The organism is Paenibacillus baimaensis, from assembly GCF_025567575.1.
The window spans coordinates 1-17,993 of the sequence record NZ_JAOQIO010000050.1 but is presented as its reverse complement, the minus strand read 5'-3'; the positions used below and the strand labels follow the sequence as shown (position 1 = coordinate 17,993).

18 protein-coding genes and 1 other annotated feature are annotated in these 17,993 nt (G+C 47.1%); of the genes, 17 read left to right on the top strand and 1 reads right to left on the bottom strand.

The features are described from left to right. Positions 1–134: 134 nt before the first annotated feature. The 11 genes from OB236_RS14835 to OB236_RS14785 all read left to right on the top strand — a co-directional run bounded on the left by OB236_RS14835 (position 135) and on the right by OB236_RS14785 (position 11,015). Positions 135–905 (top strand): M23 family metallopeptidase, encoded by a 771-nt coding sequence (locus tag OB236_RS14835; RefSeq protein ID WP_262684698.1) that lies wholly within the window; start codon positions 135–137, stop codon positions 903–905. Next, complete coding sequence (locus OB236_RS14830) at positions 898–1,785, top strand: site-2 protease family protein (protein ID WP_262684697.1); 888 nt, start codon at positions 898–900, stop codon at positions 1,783–1,785. The genes OB236_RS14835 and OB236_RS14830 overlap by 8 nt, the downstream gene beginning before the upstream one ends. 22 nt (positions 1,786–1,807) lie before the next feature. Further along, positions 1,808–3,049, top strand: a complete 1,242-nt coding sequence (locus tag OB236_RS14825) for an Rne/Rng family ribonuclease (RefSeq protein ID WP_262684696.1) — start codon at positions 1,808–1,810, stop codon at positions 3,047–3,049. Positions 3,050–3,122: 73 nt separating this feature from the next. Further along, positions 3,123–3,209 (top strand) — a sequence feature (ribosomal protein L21 leader region). Between the two features lie 14 nt (positions 3,210–3,223). Continuing rightward, the gene (rplU, locus tag OB236_RS14820; protein ID WP_076231580.1) at positions 3,224–3,535 is read left to right on the top strand and encodes a 50S ribosomal protein L21; all 312 of its coding nucleotides are present in this window, start codon (positions 3,224–3,226) and stop codon (positions 3,533–3,535) included. 10 nt (positions 3,536–3,545) lie between these two features. Beyond that, the gene (locus tag OB236_RS14815; RefSeq protein ID WP_076231583.1) at positions 3,546–3,878 is read left to right on the top strand and encodes a ribosomal-processing cysteine protease Prp; all 333 of its coding nucleotides are present in this window, start codon (positions 3,546–3,548) and stop codon (positions 3,876–3,878) included. Between the two features lie 14 nt (positions 3,879–3,892). Next, positions 3,893–4,204, top strand: a complete 312-nt coding sequence (gene rpmA / locus OB236_RS14810; RefSeq protein ID WP_076231585.1) for a 50S ribosomal protein L27 — start codon at positions 3,893–3,895, stop codon at positions 4,202–4,204. Between the two features lie 81 nt (positions 4,205–4,285). Continuing rightward, positions 4,286–4,930, top strand: coding sequence for a Spo0B domain-containing protein (locus OB236_RS14805; protein WP_262684695.1), 645 nt, complete (start codon positions 4,286–4,288; stop codon positions 4,928–4,930). Positions 4,931–4,942: 12 nt separating this feature from the next. Further along, positions 4,943–6,244 carry a GTPase ObgE gene (gene obgE / locus OB236_RS14800; protein ID WP_262684694.1) on the top strand — a complete coding sequence of 434 codons (1,302 nt, stop codon included), beginning with the start codon at positions 4,943–4,945 and terminating at the stop codon, positions 6,242–6,244. Positions 6,245–6,497: 253 nt separating this feature from the next. After that, positions 6,498–7,730, top strand: a complete 1,233-nt coding sequence (locus OB236_RS14795; protein WP_076231592.1) for an MFS transporter — start codon at positions 6,498–6,500, stop codon at positions 7,728–7,730. Positions 7,731–7,760: 30 nt separating this feature from the next. After that, entirely contained in the window at positions 7,761–9,890 is a 2,130-nt protein-coding gene (gene nasC, locus OB236_RS14790) for an assimilatory nitrate reductase catalytic subunit NasC (protein ID WP_262684693.1), read from the top strand. An 81-nt stretch (positions 9,891–9,971) separates the two neighbouring features. Further along, entirely contained in the window at positions 9,972–11,015 is a 1,044-nt protein-coding gene (locus tag OB236_RS14785) for an anthranilate phosphoribosyltransferase (protein WP_262684692.1), read from the top strand. 119 nt (positions 11,016–11,134) lie between these two features. On the opposite strand, the gene OB236_RS14780 is transcribed toward OB236_RS14785, so the two are convergent. Then, positions 11,135–11,638, bottom strand: coding sequence for an NUDIX domain-containing protein (locus tag OB236_RS14780; protein ID WP_076231598.1), 504 nt, complete (start codon positions 11,636–11,638; stop codon positions 11,135–11,137). A 240-nt stretch (positions 11,639–11,878) separates the two neighbouring features. On the opposite strand from OB236_RS14780, the gene OB236_RS14775 reads away from it, so the two are divergent. The 6 genes from OB236_RS14775 to OB236_RS14750 all read left to right on the top strand — a co-directional run. Beyond that, complete coding sequence (locus tag OB236_RS14775) at positions 11,879–12,370, top strand: ACT domain-containing protein (RefSeq protein ID WP_076231601.1); 492 nt, start codon at positions 11,879–11,881, stop codon at positions 12,368–12,370. 46 nt (positions 12,371–12,416) lie between these two features. Further along, positions 12,417–13,703 (top strand): homoserine dehydrogenase, encoded by a 1,287-nt coding sequence (locus tag OB236_RS14770; protein WP_262684691.1) that lies wholly within the window; start codon positions 12,417–12,419, stop codon positions 13,701–13,703. Positions 13,704–13,744: 41 nt separating this feature from the next. Next, complete coding sequence (gene thrB / locus OB236_RS14765; protein ID WP_262684690.1) at positions 13,745–14,719, top strand: homoserine kinase; 975 nt, start codon at positions 13,745–13,747, stop codon at positions 14,717–14,719. Beyond that, complete coding sequence (pheA, locus tag OB236_RS14760) at positions 14,716–15,594, top strand: prephenate dehydratase (protein WP_076231607.1); 879 nt, start codon at positions 14,716–14,718, stop codon at positions 15,592–15,594. Before thrB ends, pheA begins: the two co-directional genes overlap by 4 nt. Before the next feature lie 8 nt (positions 15,595–15,602). Beyond that, a complete protein-coding gene (gene ilvE / locus OB236_RS14755; RefSeq protein ID WP_076231610.1) occupies positions 15,603–16,481 on the top strand; it encodes a branched-chain-amino-acid transaminase in 879 nt (292 codons plus the stop codon). Between the two features lie 247 nt (positions 16,482–16,728). Further along, positions 16,729–17,993, top strand: a 1,265-nt coding sequence (locus tag OB236_RS14750) for a LysM peptidoglycan-binding domain-containing protein (RefSeq protein WP_262684689.1), incomplete at its 3' end; no start/stop codon positions are given.

Below are 17,993 nucleotides of genomic sequence, written 5' to 3'. Positions count from 1 at the left end.
CAAGTCTGCACTTTAGCTCTGTATCTCAGATACAGGGCTTATTTGTTGAGGATCCTGCTTGCTTGTTATATTCGAGTGTACATGCTCATAGGATGAAATATACAAGCCCTATTGGATGCAGGAGGATTATCGACATGGAAACACGGGATAAAATGAGCCATCGACAAATGGAGCAGCTGCGAGAATCTTCGGAGCGTTGGAATGATCCTGAATATGTATGGAAACGTAAATGGATGCAGGAATACTCGGAGCAAGCCAAAGCTGATCCTGAAGATGGGGGCGGCTGGCCGTTTCGGCCTAATGCCAATTCGATTCGAATCAAGCTGGTCATTAGCTGTGCGTTGTTTGCAGCCGTGTGGGGATTGTTTCAAATAAATCATCCGTGGGCCAATATTGCCAAATCGCATATTGAAGCGTCGCTGAATGAATCTTTTGATTTTCATATGGTTACTTTATGGTATGAGAGGCAATGGGGAGGGAATCCGTCACTGCTTCCCGCCTGGATGCCTGGCAAGCAGCAGGAGGCGCAGAAGGTGACGGCGCTTAAAAAGCATTATTTTACCCCGGTGAAAGGAATGGTCATAGCTCCTTATGAATCGAGTCGATTAGGGGTAACGCTCGAAACGAAGGTGGATGCGACAGTAGCGGCCCTGGATACAGGCCTGGTTATTTACAAAGGCAATAAGGATGAGACGGGCTTCACCGTTGTCATACGCCATGCGAATGGCCTGGAGTCTGTGTATGGCTGGATTGAAGCAAAGGTCGAGCTTAATGATTGGATAAAGGGAGGGGAAACGATAGGTAAAGTTTCTGCCAACACCTCCAAGCAGGCCGGCTATCTGTATTTTGCCATTTCCAAGGATAATCGGTATTTGAATCCGATGGATGTGGTTGCTTTTGATTAGGTGGAATCGTTGGATCGGTGTGCCTGTTCGCATTCATCCGCTGTTTTCAATTGTCATGCTGCTGTCCGTAGCTGGTGGCTATTTTATAGAAATAGCTACTTTGTTCGGAATTGTGCTAGTTCATGAAATGGGTCATGTTGTAGCTGCCAAAGGGTTTGGCTGGCGCATCAAGGAGATACTGCTGCTGCCCTATGGCGGTGAGGCTGTGGTCGAGGAGCTTGGCAGCGTCCCGGTCTGGCAAGAAGTGATCGTCATTATCGCAGGCCCATTGCAAAATATATGGATGATGCTGATTGCTTATTTACTGCAATGGATGGGCCTGGTTTCGGAGCAGTGGAGCGCCTATTTCATTGAAGCGAATCTCTTCATTGCCTTGTTTAATCTGCTGCCCATCTCGCCGCTAGACGGAGGGAAGCTGATGGAATCGTTGATGAGTCTATGGATGCCTTACCATCGTGTAATATCGCTTTGCAATGGTTTAAGCCTTGTGCTTAGCCTGATGGTTACAATAGTTTCCATCTTGCATGTGATCCGTGGAGGTGGTATACAGCTGAATTTGCTTATGATTGGCTTATTTCTGCTCTATTCCAATTGGTATAGCTATAAAGGGAGAGCGTACCATTTCATGCGTTTTTTGCTGCATCGCGAAACGGCGTTGGTTCGGTTAATGGGGGCAGGGACGCTGGCTCAACCAATCGTAGTCAATGGGAGTAGGCGCATCAAGGATGTCGTTCGTTTATTCATGCGTGAACGATACCATTTGGTTTATGTACTTGACGAATATGGATCGATAAGAGCCGTTGTATCGGAACAGCCGCTGCTGTATTCCTATTTTAATGAGTCCAAGCGGGGATGTGCGATTTCTGAGCTTTTCATGTAAAATGGAAGGCGAGGTGGAAAAGATGAAGCAAATTCTGGTTCAATGCGGACAAGATCAAATTGAAGTAGCTGTGTTAGAAAATGGCAAGCTGGCTGAGTATGACAACGAGTCTCGTGGAACCGAGCAATTGGCTGGCAATATGTATTTAGGGCGTGTCATGCGTGTGCTGCAAGGAATGCAGGCCGCATTTTTGGATATAGGACTTGAGAAAAATGCTTTTTTGTACATCGATGATATGCTTCCTGCTCATCTGGATAAACAGCCTCAGCAAAAGCCGCTGGTTACCGACCTCGTTCAGGAGGGACAAACCTTGCTTGTTCAGGTGGTGAAAGAGCCGGTTGGAACCAAAGGCGCGCGTGTGACGACTCATCATTCGATTCCGGGCAGATGGGGAGTTTATATGCCGGAGGCAGATTATATTGGCGTGTCCCGGAAAATTGCCAATGAAGAGGAACGGCTGCGGCTGAAACGGGCTGCGGAAAGCAAGGTGCTTCCTGGAGAAGGCTTTATTGTACGAACAGCGGCACAAGGAGTTTCGGAGGCGACGATTGCGGCCGATTTGGAAGAGCTTCGACAACGTTGGCTGGCGGTAGAAAAATTGGTCGAACAACCGGGTGCCGTGCCGCGGAAGGTGTATAGCGATTTTGGGCTTCTGTCCAGATGGATTCGGGACGGGTTTAGTGAAGACATCAAAGAGCTCTGGATCGACGATAAAGAAATCCATCAATCCGTCGTATCACTGCTGCGCACCTCGGCGCCTTCGTTATCCGAGCATGTCCGTTTGTACGAAAGTCGACCGATATCGCTATTTGCGACATATCATGTGGATGAGCAGCTGCAAAGCGGCTTTAAACGTAAGGTATGGCTCGACAACGGCGGTTATCTGATTGTTGATTACACAGAGGCACTGACGGTCTTTGATGTTAACACGGGCAAATACACGGGCAGTGTCAGCTTGGAGCAGACGGTGTACGATACGAATTTAATGGCTGCCAAGGATATTGCAAGGCTGTTGAGATTGCGAGATATTGGTGGACTGATCGTCATCGATTTTATTGATATGGGCCTGGAATCGAATCGACAGCAGGTTTTGGAGCTGCTTGTTGATGAAACACGCAAGGACCGAACCAAGACGGTCGTTGTTGGTTGGACGAAGCTGGGACTTATGGAATTGACTCGCAAAAAAATAAAAACGGGCACAGATAAGCTTCCGGTGACCCGCTGCAAGACTTGCGACGGGAATGGCTGGATATGGTCCAAATAACCGTTATTTGAATCAATGAAGTAAATGTTGCTTTGTTAAGTTCACTGTGATAGAATATTCGAGTATGTTGCAAAACATGCTGTAACCGCGCGAAACAGGTCTAAGTATGTGTGGGAGTTACGACACATCACCTGATGTATAGGCGAGTCTGAGACATGAGGGAGGTGCAACAATATGTACGCAATTATTGAAACAGGTGGTAAGCAATACAAGGTTCAAGCTGGCGATGTTCTTTACATCGAGAAATTGAATGCTGGTGAAGGCGATTCCGTTACTTTTGACAAAGTTTTGGCTGTGTCTAAAGAATCTGGTTTGGTTCTTGGAGCTCCATTAGTTTCCGGAGCTGCTGTTTCCGCGAAAGTGGAAAAGCATGGTAAAGGTGAGAAAATCATCGTTTACAAATACAAAGCCAAGAAAAACTACCGTCGTAAACAAGGTCATCGTCAACCTTACACTAAAGTTGTGATCGAAGCTATCAAAGCTTAAGGATCAGCAGATGATTCGTGTGAAGATTAAGCGCAAGCCTGACGGTCGGATCTATTCGTTTCAAGTAAAAGGTCATGCCATGTATGATGAGCCTGGCAAAGATATTGTCTGTGCAGGTGTATCTGCTGTTACGGTAGGTACGGTCAATTCGGTCGAAGTATTGCTCGGAATTCAATTGAAGACGAAAGCCAAGCATGGCTTTTTGGATGTTGAACTTACTGAGCTTGCAGATAACGTCTTGAATGAAAAGGTACAGATGCTGCTTGAGTCGATGGTTGTCATGCTGCAAACTATTAAACAATCGTACAGTACGTATATAGATTTGCAAGAAAATACGAAATGAAGGAGGTTGACACCATGTTACAATTAAATCTTCAGATGTTTGCATCCAAGAAGGGTGTAGGTTCCACAAAAAACGGTCGTGACAGTATCGGTAAGCGTCTTGGCGCTAAACGTGCTGACGGACAAGGAGTTAGTGCTGGAAGCATCTTGTACCGCCAACGCGGAACTAAGATTCATCCGGGAAATAACGTAGGTATCGGTTCCGATGATACGTTGTTTGCTCTAATCGAAGGCGTTGTGAAGTTCGAGCGTTATGGTCGTACTCGCAAAAAAGTAAGTGTTTATCCATTTGAAGTCGCTCCGGTGGCTGCAGCTGTAGAAGTATAATACGTCATCGACGATAGCCCCGGCGATTCAGTGTCGCCGGGGATTTTTCTATATTTGGACTAGTGGATCGGAGAGGTTGACATGGGTTCGAATCGACCGTTCAACGAAGAATGCTTCAGTAATCAGAGTGAAAATGGAGCCTTTTTAATGGGTGACGAGAGAGAATCTGATCAGGATCTCCGATTGATTCGCTTGTTTAACCACTATCGGCACGATTGGATGAATGAGATTCAATTAATATTCGGTTATGTCAAGTTACGCAAGTATGATAAGCTAGAGAGCTTGATACAAAACATCAAAGTGAAGGTTCAGCGAGAAAGTAACGTTTCGAAGCTGGGAGTTCCTGAACTCATTATGTATGTATTCTCGGTACAGGCCGAGGTGAAGGAATTAAAGCTGGAAGTCGAAATGGAGCACGAAATCCATTTAAATGAACTTTTGATCGATTGTAAAGAATTGACTCGATTACTGATTGCAGTCATTGAAGTTTTTAAAGAGCATGCGGTTGTTCACCATGAACATGAGTATGGTTTACAGCTAAAGCTGACACAAACGGTTGGCAAACTGACAATTGATGGTCATTATCAATGTGATAAGACCGGTAATCAGCTGCTGCCTGCTCTTGAACGAGTCAGGCTCCAATCGGATATGAATATGACATGGAAAACAAATCAATGGGATGGACATTCTATAGGAGTGAGCATCGAATTACCGTTGAATATATAAAGAGGTGTAGGCATGTTTATCGATAAAGCGAAGATTTATGTTAAAGGCGGCGATGGAGGCGATGGTCTCGTTGCATTCCGCAGAGAAAAGTATGTACCTGATGGAGGTCCGGGCGGAGGCGATGGAGGTAATGGAGGCAACGTTATTTTCCGTGTGGACGAGGGCCTTCGCACACTCGTAGATTTCAGATACCAAAAGCATTTTAAAGCGGATCGTGGAATTAAGGGTCGAAACAAGACACAGCATGGCGCTAATGCTGAGGACCTAATCGTAAGAGTACCTCCGGGAACGGTCGTCATTAATGATGATACTCACGAAATTATGGCAGATTTAACGCGTCATGATCAGGAAGTTATCGTAGCCAAGGGTGGTCGCGGTGGTCGTGGTAACGCCAAATTTGCAACAGCGAACAATCCCGCTCCGGAGATAGCCGAGAATGGTGAAGAAGGCCAGGAGCGTTGGCTTGTGCTTGAGCTTAAGGTGATGGCGGATGTGGGCTTGGTAGGTTTTCCGAGTGTTGGGAAATCAACACTGCTGTCTGTTGTATCTGCTGCCCAGCCTAAGATCGCTGCTTATCATTTTACTACACTGACTCCGAACCTGGGGGTTGTTGATGTAGGGGATGGTCGAAGCTTTGTGATGGCCGATTTGCCTGGATTAATTGAAGGAGCTCATGAGGGCGTAGGTCTCGGTCATGAATTTCTGCGGCATGTAGAAAGGACACGAGTTGTTGTTCATATTATCGATATGGCAGCTACGGATGGTCGTGATCCTTTTGATGATTGGCAAAAAATCAACAATGAGCTAACACTTTATAGTGCCAAGCTCGGTGAACGGCCGCAAATTGTTGTCGCTAACAAAATGGACATGCCGGACGCAGAAGTATATCTGGAGGAATTTACACGGCAGCTTGCTGAAGTGGATCCGTCAATCCGTGTGATGCCTGTATCGGCAGTCACCAAAAATGGTGTTCAGGAGCTTCTGTACAAAGTGGCGGACCTGCTGGAAACCATTCCAGATATGCCGCTCTTGGAGGACCTGGTTGATCTGTCTGAGCGCAAGGTGTTCAAGTTTGAAGCACAGGATGACGAGGAATTCACCATCCGACGTGAGAATGATACATTTGTTATTGAGAGTCCAAGTATTGAAAAGCTGATCAAAAGAACGAACTTCAGCACACAGGAAGCCGTTGAACGATTTGCACGGATTTTACGTAAAAAAGGTATTGATCAAGCACTTAGAACTCGTGGTGCTGTAGATGGACAGACGATTCAGATTGGTGATTTTGAATTTGAGTTTGTTGAAAAAGAATAGTAAGCTCAAAAAGAGAAGTGCAAACCTTGCGTTAGTTTCATGTGAGGTTGGCACTCCTCTTTTTTGTGCAAACGATTTAAACACGAATAAAAATTGTGATTATTAACTTTAAAGTTCGAGTATAATATGAATTTTTTACATAAATAGTATTGAAATTTTCGGAGAACGCATGTATATTATTTAGATGTAAACAAATATAACATTTAAATGACGTCGATGCTTGAAAAGAGACTGCTAGGGGAGGTGTTTTAGAATGGAAATTAAAAATTTTAAGAAATCAGGTCATTTTCCAAGTTTGATGTCAGCATTCCTATATTTTGATGTAAGTTTTATGATTTGGGTATTATGTGGTGCGCTGGCCTTATACGTTACCAAGGACTTTGGATTAACCGATGCGCAAAAAGCGACGATGGTGGCGATTCCTACATTAGGTGGTTCCATATTCCGGATCCCAATGGGGATTCTGGCAGATCGAATCGGATCGCGGAAAGCTGGAATTATCGGTATGCTGCTGACCATCCTTCCGTTATTGTGGGGTTGGCTTGGCGGAACTACTTTTAATCAGGTGCTGGCACTCGGATTTTTACTTGGGATTGCAGGCGCAAGCTTTGCGGTTTCCCTCTCCTTGGCAAGTCGCTGGTACCCGCCGCAGTATCAAGGATTAGCAATGGGCATTGCAGGCGCGGGAAATAGCGGAACTGCACTTGCAACCTTCTTCGGTCCACAGCTGGCTGCAAGTATGGGTTGGCACAATGTATTTGGACTTGCGATTATCCCGTTGGTGCTTGTATTGATCGCATACATCATGATGGCGAAGGATAGTCCGAATCAACCAGCTCCCAAAGGAATTATTGATTATTTGTCGGCATTTAAACACAAGGATACCTGGTGGTTCAGTATCTTTTATGCAATTACGTTCGGAGGCTTCGTCGGATTTTCCAGTTACTTCAGTATTTTCTTCTATGATGTGTATGGAGACAAAACGATTCCAGATGGTTTATCCAAAATTCAAATCGGTTATCTGGTTACGATCACCGTCATTGCGGGCAGCTTTTTCAGACCTATAGGCGGTTACATTGCAGATAAAATCGGTGGTATGCGTTTCATGCTGGTACTTTACACGGTCGTCTGTGTTTGTGCGTTTCTCGTGTCGACGATGCCAAGCTCCTTTATGGTGATGCTGCTGATCACGAGTGTGATGATGGCTTGTCTGGGAATGGGCAATGGATCGATTTTTCAATTGGTACCACAGCGTTTCTCCAAAGAAATCGGAGTTGTAACAGGTATTGTAGGTGCGGCAGGCGGGTTTGGCGGATTTTTACTTCCTAATAATATTCTTGGACCCTTAAAACAAGCTACAGGGACTCATGTTACCGGATTTATTGTGGTGGCCTCGATCGTTCTGGTCGTGACGTTAGCCTTCTATGCGGTATCACGCAGCTGGAGAAAAGAATGGGCGAAGGCAGGCAATGGCGTGAACTATTAAACTAATAGGGCAATAAGGTGAGTGAGCAGAATGAACGAATTTCTTAAGCATTTTCAGAAGCAGCAGGCTGTAACCACTACGAGAGAGATAACGACCACAACGGAATGTCCTTATTGTAGTGTCCAATGCACGATGAATCTACATGAGGAAAAGTCGATCATGGTTAGTCGGTTTTCGGTCTCGGCGAATAAAGAGGATCCGGTTACGGATGGCAGGCTCTGTGTAAAAGGATTGAATGCTCACTCGCATGCTATTGATGATCGCAGATTGCGCAATCCAATGATCAGGATAAAAGGCAAACTCTCTAATGTATCCTGGGAAGCGGCCATGGAAAGATTTCGGATTCAAGTGCAGGCTTTGCAAACCAAATATGGCAAGGATTCGGTTGGCGTATATGGCGGTGGATCTCTGACAAACGAAGAATGCTACTTGCTTGGGAAATTTGCGCGGGTCGCTTTGCAAACCAAATATATCGATTACAATGGCCGTTTCTGTATGTCGGCTGCTGCGGGTGCAGCGAATTTGACATTTGGTGTGGATCGCGGATTGACCAATCCGCTGGAAGAGGTACCGTTTGCCAAGTGTATCATTTTGGCAGGAACCAATATTGCGGAGTGCCAGCCAACAATTATGGCTTATTTTCGCAAAGCCCGCCAAAACGGCTGCAAAATTATCGTCATTGATCCAAGGGAAACTGCGACTTGCTCAATAGCGGATCTGCATTTGAAGGTAAAGCCAGGGTATGACGCCGCGCTGGTGAACGGAATGATCAAGGTCATAATCGAAGAAGGCTTTGTTGATCAAAGTTTTATCGAGCAGCGGACGAATGGCTATGACGAGCTTGTCGAGCATGTAAAGCAGGTCTCCTTATCGGAAGTCGCCGCTTTGACGGGAATACCACCCCAGCAAATTGTAGAAGCTGCACGGATGTACGGAGAAGCCGAGACCGGTATGGTATTTACAGCACGGGGTGTAGAACAGCATGCAAGCGGTGTAGCCAATGTAAGGAACTTTCTCAATATGGTGCTGCTTACAGGTAAAATAGGCAAGCAGGGTTGTGGCTACGGAGCGATTACGGGTCAGGCTAACGGACAGGGCGGACGCGAGCATGGTCAGAAGGCCGATCAGCTGCCTGGCTATCGACTGATTGAAAATTTGGAGCATCGTGCTTATATGGCTAAAGTTTGGGGTGTTAATGAAGAAGACCTTCCCCGAAAAGGAATTTCGGCTTATGAAATGATGGAAGCTATTGACCGCAAAGAAATTAAATGCCTGATTGTTCTGGGTTCGAATCCTGTCGTGTCCAACCCGAATAGCCACATGGTAGAAAAAGCATTAAAAAAACTGGAGTTCCTCGTTGTTATCGATTTATTCGAATCGGAGACAGCTCGTTTGGCTCATATGGTGCTTCCCGGCTCAGCTTATTTGGAGGACGAAGGAACGATGACCCAGTTAGAGGGACGCGTTCTGGTGCGCAGAGCGCTCAAAGCACTCCCGGGCAAGGCAAAGCTTGATTGGAAAATTGTTTGCGAAATGGCGGCTGTTCTGGATAAAGGGGCTTATTTTAATTATCAAAATGCGGAAGAAATCTTTAATGAACTAAGACTGGCGAGCAAAGGGGGGAAAGCTGATTACTTCGGAATGACTTACGCCAGTCTTGAGGCACAGCATGGGATGTTCTGGCCTTGCCCGGAGGAGGGCCATCCCGGAACGCCGCGTATGTTTGAGAAGCAATTCGACCATGAGGATGGACGTGCGAGGCTGGCACCGATTGAACATCAGAATCCGAAGGAAGTGGCGAATCGGAAATATCCGTATATATTAACGACCGGAAGAGTGCTGCAGCATTATTTATCGGGCGTTCAGACAAGGAATACTTCGGAGTTGAATTCCAAATATCCGGAACCGCTGCTTGAGATTCATCCGGATTCGGCGGGAATCATTGGTCTTGTCAATGGAGGTCATGCCAAGGTATCCTCCAAGCGAGGAACGATTCGTTTGAAGGTGAAGTTTTCGCAAAAAATTCGGCCGGATACGGTATTTGTCGCTTTTCACTGGGGCGATGATTTCTGTATTAATCGGTTAACTAACCCGGCCCTGGACCCCACGTGCCGAATGCCGGAATTTAAAGTGTGCGCTGTGCAGATCAATCCGGCGTAATCTCACAGCTGCAGATGATTCGTAAGCAGTTTATTTGCTTACGAATTTGGCATTTTAGTCATTTATGAGGGAGTTGACACCATGAAGCAATGGATTAAAGCGGTAGGAACCGGACGAACAGGGTCACGTGATTTGACTTATGATGAGGCGGTAGCTGTGGCTCATGCCATTGCTCGCGGCGAATCTACGGATGCACAAACAGCGGCGTTTTTAATGGCGATGCGGATGAAGGGGGAAGCAGACGAAGAAATGATGGGCTTTGTCGATGTATTTCGCAAGTACTCGCTGCCTTACCGTTCCTTCTCCAATTCTTTGAATTGTGCCGGCCCTTATGATGGCAGACAGTATTTTCCGGTTACGATTCCGGTCAGCCTGCTAATCGCTTCCGTTGGATTTCCACAGGTGCTCCATGGAAGTCAATCGTTGCCCCCAATGTTGGGTATTTCTTTGAAGGAGCTTCTGGAGGGCATAGGTATCCAGGTGGAGCTGGAAGCCAGAGATTGGGAAAACATCTTCATGAGCTTGCATATCGGATTCATATGGACAGATCTGATTTGTCCACCCTTTGGACGAGTGAGGCAGGTCCGAGAGCAGATAGGATTGCGAACCTTCTTTAATACCGTAGAAAAAGTAATCAATCCTGTCCATTCACAAAATTTAATGATCGGTGTACACCACAAAACGGCGATGGACCATCTGATACATCTCTTACCGAGGTCGGGTTTTGAAACAGCCTATATTGTACAAGGTATTGAGGGCTCTGAGGATTTACCGATTCATAAAAGCAGTGTTATTCGTAAGGTGACACCTTGGGGTGACGAATCGAATATTATTGACCCTTTAACATTCGGATTTCGTGGTGACCCTTTAGAGAAATGCGGGAAAGACGAACAAATTGGACTTTTAAATAGGGTTATTCAAGGAGATGATTCCGATGATATCCATAATGAACGTGAGCATGTTGTATTTAATGCAGGATTGCGCCTGTACTGGTTTGACAAGGTAGGTTCGTATGAAGAAGGCTTTCAACTGGCTCGTTCCCTGCTGCAGCGCAAAGAGGCATTTAAAATTCTAGATAAATGGCGGGATCTCAGTAATAAAAGCGAGTTTCGTTCGCATGGCTGAGCTAAGGTTGAGGTTGTTCTGGAGGAAGTGTCAATAAAAAACCGTATGGATGTCAAGTCCAGACGGTTTTTTGTCGTTGTAAAGCTTGTTTGTTATATTTGTACATCTTTATAAGTTTGTCAGTTCATCTCGGGATCGACCAAGGCTGTCCAATGTACCTCTGGAGCTGAATATTGATCAAATCCAGCGGTGCCAACCCAGATGTGATCAGTTGGACCATGCTCGAAGTAGTGCTCCAGCAGTCGATGGAAAATAAACGGGATTTCTCGATCAAGTACCTGCTCACGTGGAATCCAGTGCAGTACCCCTTCCTCAGTCTGGATGACATCCCGGCGGGTGGTATGGGCTGTGTAAATAAATTGCTGGCGAATTTCCTGCTGATTGAGTCGGATCAAAATGTACTGCAGCTTTAGATCGATAATTTCTTCTTCCTGTAAGCCTGTTTCCTCGCATACTTCACGTAAGCAGGCATTGCGCGGAGAGCTAATCTCTCCCGGATCGAGATGGCCGCCTACGGCTGCCCACATTCCCGGATTTAATGTACGTGTCGGGGACCTTTTCATCATCAAAAGATCGTTGTCATGAAACAACATGGCAGTTGCCATTATACGTGCACGAATCATCAATTTGCTCCTTTATGGGGTCGTTTCAAAAGTCGTCTTTTTGAACACCACTATTTTAGATATATGAGAGGCCCAGCGTCATGCTTGTTTATTGATTTTACCAACTTTACCATGAATGCACTTGTTTAGGAAGGCGACAGATGTGGAGACTTTATGAAAAAGACTGGCTATTTGCAAAAGCCTATTGCCTCAACCCGTTGTTTTCGATATAATGTCCACTAGGTAGAAACATTCGTCTTTATGGAGAGGATTTTTACGCTGTCGGATAAAAAAAAGGGTGACACGAAGCCAAATGAACATGAGCGTTACTATTTGGTCAGGGAAGACATTTTACCTGAGGCCTTGCTCAAAACCGTGCAAGCCAAGGAACTGCTGGCCCGTGGGAAGGTAAGAACGATTCATGAGGCTGTGGAACAGGTCGAATTAAGCAGAAGCGCCTTTTATAAGTATAAGGACGGAATATTTCCGCTCAGCAAGCTGGATCGGGAACGAATCGTGACGATTTCGATGGATCTGGAACATCGTTCAGGCATTTTATCCAAAGTGCTAGCGATGATAGCCGGACTTGAGGGTAACGTACTAACGATACATCAAACGATTCCGCTGCAAGGGATAGCCAATGTGGTGATTTCAGTGGAGACTTCATTAATGGAAGAAAATGTAGCTTTTGTGCTGGAGATGCTGCGAGCACAGGAAGGCGTCAGTCGTGCTGCTCTGGTTGGGCAGGGGTAGTAGCTGAAGGCTGAAGGATCGGTTGCAAATATAAGGAGGATAACATATGAAATCTATTCAAGTAGGGCTGCTCGGTCTTGGGACTGTAGGAACAGGGGTTGTCCGTATCATCAAGGGACACCAACAGGATTTGATGAGCCAAACCGGTGCCTCCATCGAGATATCCAAGATTTTGGTTCAGGATAAAAGCAAACTGCGTGACATCGAGGTCAGTTCTGAGCTATTAACGGAAGATCCACGTGACGTTATTGAAAATCCGGAAATTGATATCGTCATTGAGGTGATGGGCGGTATTGAGCTGGCCAAAGGCTATATTCTTGAGGCGCTGGACAGAGGCAAGCACGTTGTTACAGCCAATAAGGATTTAATGGCGCTGCATGGGCAGGAGATTTTGGCGAAAGCATCTGAAAAAGGCTGCGACGTCTTGTATGAAGCAAGTGTGGCAGGCGGTATTCCGATCATTCGGACATTGGTTGAGGGCTTCTCTTCTGACCGCATTACGAAGATTATGGGAATCGTCAACGGTACGACCAACTATATCCTATCAAAGATGAGTCAGGAAGGCGCTGCTTATCATGATGTGCTCAAGGAAGCGCAGGATCTGGGCTATGCGGAGTCTGACCCTACCTCAGATGTAGAAGGTTTCGATGCAGCACGCAAAATGACGATTCTTGGCACACTCGGTTTCCATGCTCATGTTTCTTTGAGTGATGTCAAGGTTCGTGGTATCAGTCAAGTTACGAAGGAAGATATCGCTTACGGCAAGCGTCTTGGGTATGAAGTGAAGCTGCTTGGGATCGCCGAGCGCCAGGACGATTATATCAGCATCAGCGTGCAACCGACCATGGTGAAGAAATCGCACCCGTTGGCATCGGTGAATGGAGTGTTCAATGCGGTGTATGTACACGGTGAAGCCGTAGGGGAAACCATGTTCTATGGTCCTGGAGCGGGCGGTATGCCTACAGCAACCTCCATTGTCGCCGATCTTGTGGCGGTAGTTCGCAATTTGAAGCTGGGGATTAATGGTCAGCGTGCTTTGGCTCCATTTAAAGAAAAGAAGCTGAAGACCGACGAGCAGATTGCTTCCAAAAATTTCATTTTGCTGCACGTCGAAGACAAGGCGGGTGTGCTTGCCCAAATTACGCAGGTGTTCGCCCAGCATGAAGTCAGCCTTGAGTCCGTATTGCAGCATCCGAACGAAACGAATCCGAAAGCGGAAATTATCATTATTACTCATGATGCAAATCAGGCGGCAATGAAAAAAGTGTTAAAGCAGTTCGAAGATATGGACGTGGTTCACTCGATCAAAAGCGTTTATCGGGTGGAAGGCTAATAAATCAATCGAGAAGCTTAAACGGAAAAAGGAGTCGTACGATGGGTATACAAGGCGGTAAGGTACGCGTAAAAGTGCCGGGAAGTACGGCGAATCTGGGTCCTGGATTTGATACGCTCGGTATGGCGCTTGATCTATATACATGGATAGAAATGAGTACAGCAGCACAAACCAGCATCCATCTGCTCGGTAGTGGGATGGAAGGAATTCCTACAGATAAATCAAACCTGATCTATAAGGTAGCGCAGATGGTATTTGACAAAGCCGGGGTTACGCACCCGGAGCTGGAAATTTCGATGTACAGCGATATCCCGCTTACGCGTGGTCTTGGCAGCAGCGCAGCAGCGATTGTAGGCGCGCTGGCATGCGCCAATGCGCTGATTGGCAGTCCGCTGTCGGATGACACCTTGTTCCAGATGTCGACGGCACTGGAACATCATCCCGACAATGTCGGTGCATCGCTGTTCGGCGGTCTTGTTGTCGCCTTCTGGGACGGCGAGCGCGCGGAGTATATCCGCGTCGAGCCGAATGAGCAGTTGGAAGTGTTGGTGGCCATTCCACACTTCCAGCTGTCGACAGAGAAAGCGCGGCATGTCCTGCCGCGCGAGCAAAGCCTGACGAATGCCGTGTTCAACGTCGGCCATTCGTCCGTGCTCGTAGCCGCCCTCTGCACCGGGCGGCTTGACATGATCCCGCGCGCGATGAAAGACGCGCTGCATCAGCCATACCGAGCCCCGCTCGTGCCGGGGCTCGCGCACATCCTCGCAGAGGCGACGAACCATGGCGCCCTTGGCGTTGCTTTAAGCGGTGCCGGTCCGACGATGCTTACGCTCGTCGACCGGAGCAGCTCCCGCAAGGCGGAGCTGGAGCAGTTCCTGCAGGGCACGCTGCAAGCCGAAGGGATCGAGGCCACCTTGATGTGGCTGAACCCTGCGTCACATGGCGTACAGGTGTTGACACACTTTGATGAAGGGTGTACATTATTTGAAAACATCAAAGGAGACGTTCGCACATGAAGCGAATTGCACTTTTGGGTCCCGGTACATACACCGAGGAATCGGCACGCCATTTTTTGGACAGTGCTGTCTGTGAGTACGTTCCTTGCAAGCTGATTGACGATGTGTTTATGTCAACGGTAAACGGAATAACGGACTATAGTGTCATTCCGATCGAGAACACCTTCGACGGCTCGGTCAGCCTTCATCTGGATTGGCTGGTACACGAAGTGAATCTGCCGATGCAGGCCGAGTGGATTTACCCGATTTCTATACAGTTAATGGCTGTGGGGGCTCCGGGAGATACGTTGGAAGCAAGCTGCAGCGGCCTGAAGAAAATCGTTTCACACAGTGTGACGTTAACCCAATGCCGCCAGTTTTTGCGGAAGTATTTACCTCATGTGGAGCTGGAGCAGGTAAGCAGCAATGGTGAAGCTGCAAGACTCGTACAGGAGCTTGGCAGTCCGGAGGTAGCGGCACTTGCTCCTCGTTCGGCTGGAGCACTGTATGGACTCCAGATATGGGCACAGGATGTCCAGGATCATCAGAAAAATTTTACCCGATTCGTTCTGGTTGGACAAGCTCCCATTGAATTGATGGATAACTACCGGTCTCACAAAACGACAATTCTCGTCACGCTGCCGGAGGATTATCCGGGTGCCCTGCATCAGGTGCTTTCAGCTTTTGCCTGGCGCAGGATCAATCTGTCCAAGATCGAATCCCGGCCAACGAAGAAAAAGCTGGGCAATTACTACTTCTACATCGATATTGATGCATCACTTGATTCGGTATTGCTCCCGTCAGCCCTTCAGGAAATTGAAGCGATAGGCTGCCAGGTTCGCATATTGGGTTGTTATCCCACCTATTCTTATAAACCTACACACTCGGAGGTGTAATTGTTATTATGGCACAAGTGATTTATTTAAACGGCAAGTATGTGAGCAAGGAAGAGGCAACAGTTTCTGTATACGATCATGGATTTTTGTACGGAGACGGTATCTTTGAGGGTATCCGAATTTATAATGGAAATATTTTTAAATGCAAAGAGCATTTGGATCGCTTGTACGATTCGGCCAAATCCATCATGCTTGACATCCCGCTTCCTCAGGAAGAAATGCAGCAGGTGCTGATCGAAACCATTCGCAAAAACGAGCTGCAAAACGGATACATTCGTCTTGTTGTTTCCCGTGGTCCCGGTGATCTTGGCTTAGACCCGCGCCGTTCGCCGAAAGCGAATGTAATTATTATCGTAGAGCAGCTGTCCATTTACCCGGAAGAGGCTTATGTGAATGGATTAAAAACCGTTTCAGTATCCACACGCCGCAATGTGCCTGATGCTTTGAATCCAAAAATCAAATCGCTGAATTACCTGAACAATATTTTGGTTAAAATTCAAGCCAATCTGGCTGGCGTAGGCGAGGCCATCATGCTGAATTCCCAAGGCTATGTGGCTGAGGGCTCGTCCGACAATATTTTTATTATTAAAAGAGGGGTTGTTTTCACGCCGCCTTGCTACTGTGGGGCGCTTGAAGGCATTACCCGTGCTGCGATTATCGAAATTTGCGAGAAGCTGGGCTACAAGGTCAAAGAAGAGCCATTCACCCTGCATGATGTTTATGTCGCGGATGAGGTGTTCTTTACCGGAACAGCAGCAGAGGTTATTGCCGTTCGCGAGGTGGATGCAAGAACAATCGGTGAAGGCAAAGCAGGCCCTATCACTACGCATCTGCTTAAAGAATTCCGTAAGCTGGTTGATATCGACGGTGTGAAGGTATACGAATAACTCGTCTTGGAGCAGCCCTCTGTTTCCACTTCTAAAGTGGAGATGGGGGGCTTTTTGTGTTGTTCTGCAAGGCAATAAGTCGAACACCAGTAGGTAAAGGTGACAAGCCCTCGATTTTTCTTGCGTTTAATCTTAGTTTTTTTCCTTTAATGATGGTCAAATGCCTACTTCGGTGCATAAACTGTAAGGTCATTTTGTTTTGGCACGTGCAGGTGGTTTTCAGGATAACGCCAAGGAGGTTTGTGAAGTGAAAATTCATATGGTGAAGAAAGGCGACACGCTCTACGAAATCGCCAAGAAGTACAATGTAGATCTCGACAAGCTGATTGCCAGCAATCCGCAAATTGCGGACCCGAATGTGATTGAGGTGGGAATGAAGGTGAAAATCCCCAATGCGCCAATGCCGGTCATTCCGCCAACCGATTATTTGCATAAGCATGTGGTTGTGCAAGGGGATACGTTGTGGAAGCTGGGAAAATCATGGAATGTCCCCCTGCAAATGTTGATTACCGCAAATCCGCAGCTGAAAAATCCGAATATTTTGATGACAGGCGAGGTTGTGTACATTCCCAAGGTCAAGCCGCATCATGAATCTCATCAACATGAAAATGATCATCCGCATCAGCCAGAAAATGAGGCGCAGCACCACCATACCCACCCATCCCATCATCATAACAAACCGAATACAGCCCCCATTCCAGTACCAGTTCCAATACCTGCACCTGAGCCAATCGCGGTAGCACCCGCACCCGTAGTTGAGCAGCCAGAGGTGGTAAAACCGCCTGTCAAGCCTATTGCGATGCCTGAACCGATCCCCAATATCGAGTTTCAAATGCCGTTAAAGCCGCCAGCACCATACCCGGAATACTTACAACCTGAAGCCCAAATGCCACCAGTCAAGCCAATGAAGCCGATGCAGCAAGAACAGCCGCAGTTTCTACAGCCTGAAGCTCAGGCGCCAAATATGAAGCCCATGCAGCCGATGCAGCAAGAACAACCGCAGTTCCTACAGCCTGCAGCTCAAGCGCCGGCTGTAAAGCCGATACAAACTAATCCGTGGACAGAGCCGATGCACTCCAATCCGTGGACAGAGTCGATGCACTCTAATCCGTGGACAGAGCCGATGCACTCTAATCCGTGGACAGAGCCGATGCACTCCAATCCATGGACAGAATCGATGCACTCCAATCCATGGACAGAACCGATGCAGTCTAATCCGTGGACAGAGTCGATGCACTCTAATCCATGGACAGAGCCGATGCACTCTAATCCATGGACAGAACCGATGCACTCTAATCCATGGACAGAACCAATGCAGTCTAATCCGTGGATGCATCCGATGGTCGAATCCACAAACGCCTATCCATGCGTCGACCCGAGTTATGTACAGGGCGCACAAACACAAGCACCGATGTGGGGGCATCACCCTCATGATATGAATTTGTTTCAGCAATATCAGGAGCCAGCTGCAGAAGTATTTACTCACGATAACATGAATGCTCCCATGCAGCC